The organism is Acidiplasma aeolicum (assembly GCF_001402945.1).
Classification (GTDB): Archaea; Thermoplasmatota; Thermoplasmata; order Thermoplasmatales; family Thermoplasmataceae; genus Acidiplasma; species Acidiplasma aeolicum.
The window spans coordinates 1-3,203 of record NZ_LKBG01000064.1 but is presented as its reverse complement, the minus strand read 5'-3'; the positions used below and the strand labels follow the sequence as shown (position 1 = coordinate 3,203).

At 34.2% G+C, this 3,203-nt stretch carries 4 protein-coding genes; all 4 read right to left on the bottom strand.

Annotated features, from left to right (window positions below):
- The coding region (locus AOG54_RS02155; RefSeq protein WP_201779305.1) for an isoaspartyl peptidase/L-asparaginase at positions 1-246 on the bottom strand (246 nt) is incomplete at its 3' end.
- A 54-nt stretch (positions 247-300) separates the two neighbouring features.
- Positions 301-945 carry a hypothetical protein gene (locus AOG54_RS02150; RefSeq protein ID WP_055032347.1) on the bottom strand — a complete coding sequence of 215 codons (645 nt, stop codon included), beginning with the start codon at positions 943-945 and terminating at the stop codon, positions 301-303.
- Positions 921-2,396 carry a cytosine permease gene (locus AOG54_RS02145; RefSeq protein WP_055032346.1) on the bottom strand — a complete coding sequence of 492 codons (1,476 nt, stop codon included), beginning with the start codon at positions 2,394-2,396 and terminating at the stop codon, positions 921-923. The genes AOG54_RS02150 and AOG54_RS02145 overlap by 25 nt, the downstream gene beginning before the upstream one ends.
- A gap of 61 nt (positions 2,397-2,457) precedes the next feature.
- Positions 2,458-3,126 (bottom strand): hypothetical protein, encoded by a 669-nt coding sequence (locus tag AOG54_RS02140; protein ID WP_156324166.1) that lies wholly within the window; start codon positions 3,124-3,126, stop codon positions 2,458-2,460.
- Positions 3,127-3,203 lie beyond the last annotated feature (77 nt).

Sequence of the window (3,203 nt, the reverse complement as noted above, 5' to 3'; positions counted from 1 at the left end):
GCATATTACAGATCCAAAATTACCATCAGACATGACAGCAGCATCCATCTGTATGCTACCATCAAGCCTTGGCACTGATCCAGTTCCGGCGTTAAATAATATGTTATCCTCCATGGAAACAACAGAGTTCACCACAGCATTTAATGGATCCCCATCATATGCTATTTTATTTAAAATATCCTCCAAAATACCATTCATTGATAGTGGTGATCCGGCCCCACCGTGAATTAAGACTGCATTACTCATGGCCTTATATGCCTATAAAAATTAATAATTTATCCAAATAATGGATTGTATAATTTAAAGATTTAATTCTAAAAAGTCATTAAGTATGGCACCATTGGCGGAAATCACGGGTATTTTTGAATCATTCTCAATGATATTTTTCCCTGATATTCCAGGCATAAAGGTGCATGCAATATAAATCGCATCAATGTTTAATGATTTGTTTGCAATTTTTACAGCCTCGTTAAGATCATAAGGCTCTATATATCTAAGGTATCCATCATCCCTGCCCAGTGACAGGGATGCCATTGACCTAATGCCATAATGGTTAAGCCACTTTATTTCAAGTTCATGCCTCTTCTGTGCATACGGTGTAATTGTATATATCTTATTTCCATATTTTTTAATGTTTTTTATTATGCTTTCTGTTGAAAATATTACAGGGACGTCAAAAAATGATCTAATGTATGAAATTCCATTAATGAAAAATGCGCCATATGACCTTGCGTAAATAATGGCATCACAGCCCCTGAGAAAATCCCGGGCATTTTCCATGTGGTCTTTTATTAATTTCTTTTCATCATCATTGAATCCATGGCCAGGAACAAAGTCCATAATATATTTTTTAACATCATAACCAAGGGCTGAAAACGTTTTTTTATACTCGCAATCGAATCTCGGATGCTCTGATGATATTATGATTCCGATGCTTTTTCCCATTTTTTATCCCTCAGAATAAGGCTTAGCACTAAATACAATATAAATGCTATTACAAATCCTGAAATCCATGACGCGTCCTTGAGTATTATAAATATATGGTATTTTATGCCATATAACGGTGCAAAAACTATGAAGAATGTAATTATAAGTGTGATTATTGATACAGGGTTAAAGCCCTTTAGATATGTATATGATCCATTTCTTTTATAAACATCATCTATATTTAATTTAAATCCTTTCAACACAGCATAATCTGCAACTATAATTCCTGCTATGGGGCCCAAAAGTCCGGATATAAATAAAATCCATGTGCTGAAATATACATAAATGCCCTTTAAATACAGTGACCATGCACCAATTAATATGCCCAGCGCGGTTATTATTATTGTTCCCCTAAACCATGTTAATTTTGATGGGAATGTGTTATTTAAATCATATATTGGTGGTACAACATTGCTAAATATATTTGTATTTAAGGTTGTAAATGAATAGAAAATCAGTATAAATATTGCTATTGCGGGCACTGTTATGAACCTTATTATTAGAAGGCTTGGATCATATGTTGCACTCTTTGTTAGCACCTCTGTTATTGCAGACATTATGGCACCATAGGCAACAACAAGTGTGTAAAATATTGGAAGCCCTATCTGTCCAACAACCATGTGCTTAAAGTCCTTTCCAAACCTCATCATGTCAGGCCAGCTAATTACCTGCGTTGCATGTATGTTCGATACAAGAAATATCAGGAATATTGGTATTACCGATATTGATAAGGGTGCATATGGCTGATGAAGGGCAGATACGAGTGCAGCAGGATATAATGATACAAAGTATATGAATGTAAATGTCAGTGCTATAATTGATACCCACGGCATTATATAGCCAAGGAACTTTAAAGATGGTGACCCCCTTATGGGCTTTGCAAGAATAAGTATTATTGTTTGCACAATAATTATTGAAATAAATGTTCCCCAGAAAAGGTTAGGAAACAGTGATACAAGCAATGCCGGTGTAACCGATTTATATGATGCAAGGACAACCGCCCTTCCTGTTATTTCTAGGACAAACCCCATGACCGCCTCGGTGACAAGAAATGTTTGAACACCGAAGAATCCCATGGCGGCAAAAAACCTAATCCATGATGGAATATACGTTCCCCATATTCCGAATCTTGTCCTGTCAAGCTGTGGCTCTGCAAGCCCATATTTTACTGCACCATGGCTCTGTATAATTAAAGGTATTAGCGTTATTAAGTCACCGGCAAGGGCTATTAAAATTACCTGAATAACATTAAAGCCAAAGACTATACCGGCACTGCCCACAAGCATGGAATTCGGAGCCGCTATGCTTGCCCACACACCAAGAAGCGGTAAGTATCCCCAGTTCTTAACATTTTTTTCCACAGGTGCAATGTCCGGATTCCATAATAATCTATCATGATTGCCATCCATAATACCTCAATGTTACTGAATACTTAAAACTTTTAATGAATTAATTAAATTAATTTATTAATTATTGAATTTTTTTGCTTAAATAGTCAATTAAAACCGAATTTGATGATAATACCACGTTACCAGAAAATAATTTTAGCCTTTCAATAACCTCCGCCGTATGAAGTGCGGTGCACTGTATTACTATTATTCTGCTATTTTTTATTTTATCAGCATTTTCCTTAAATAAATTGCATAGTTCATCTGATTTTATACCTGCTATTAATTTTCCATCATCGGTATTTAAATAGAAATCATGCTCAATTTTTATATTCTTTTCACTGAACATTTGTATATCAGTTATACCCCTTGCTCTTGTATATGGCAGAATAACTGATATAGCATTTATTTTTAAATCAGCAATTCTATTCATTATTAAATCGGTTGGCAATAAAACATCCTCGGCATAACATTTAAGGATGTTTCTTATTGATTTCCTTCCATGTTCATTATATGTACCATAGCCACGGCCATAAACAATATATTTCACATTATTTTTTTTAAAATATTCACCGGCATGCTTTAAATCATTAATGAACTTATTTTCTTGATCATTATTTTCAGGATATCCATTATTTCCAGTCTCCTCCATTTTGTAATTAATTATTTCATATTTATTATTTAATCCAAAACTTAAGTCTTCAAGAACCGTATCATTATCTGCAGGCACAATCACTCCAACTCTTTCCAATAAAACACCATAAAGTAATTAATATTTTAGATAATGTGTGGAACCAGACCACAAGGTATGCAAATATATACGGATCA

What these genes read in the sequence shown, in the direction of transcription:
- AOG54_RS02150 (WP_055032347.1), bottom strand. Translation starts at nt 945, where the DNA reads ATGGGAAAAAGCATCGGAATCATAATATCATCAGAGCATCCGAGATTC.
- AOG54_RS02145 (WP_055032346.1), bottom strand. Translation starts at nt 2,396, where the DNA reads ATGGATGGCAATCATGATAGATTATTATGGAATCCGGACATTGCACCT.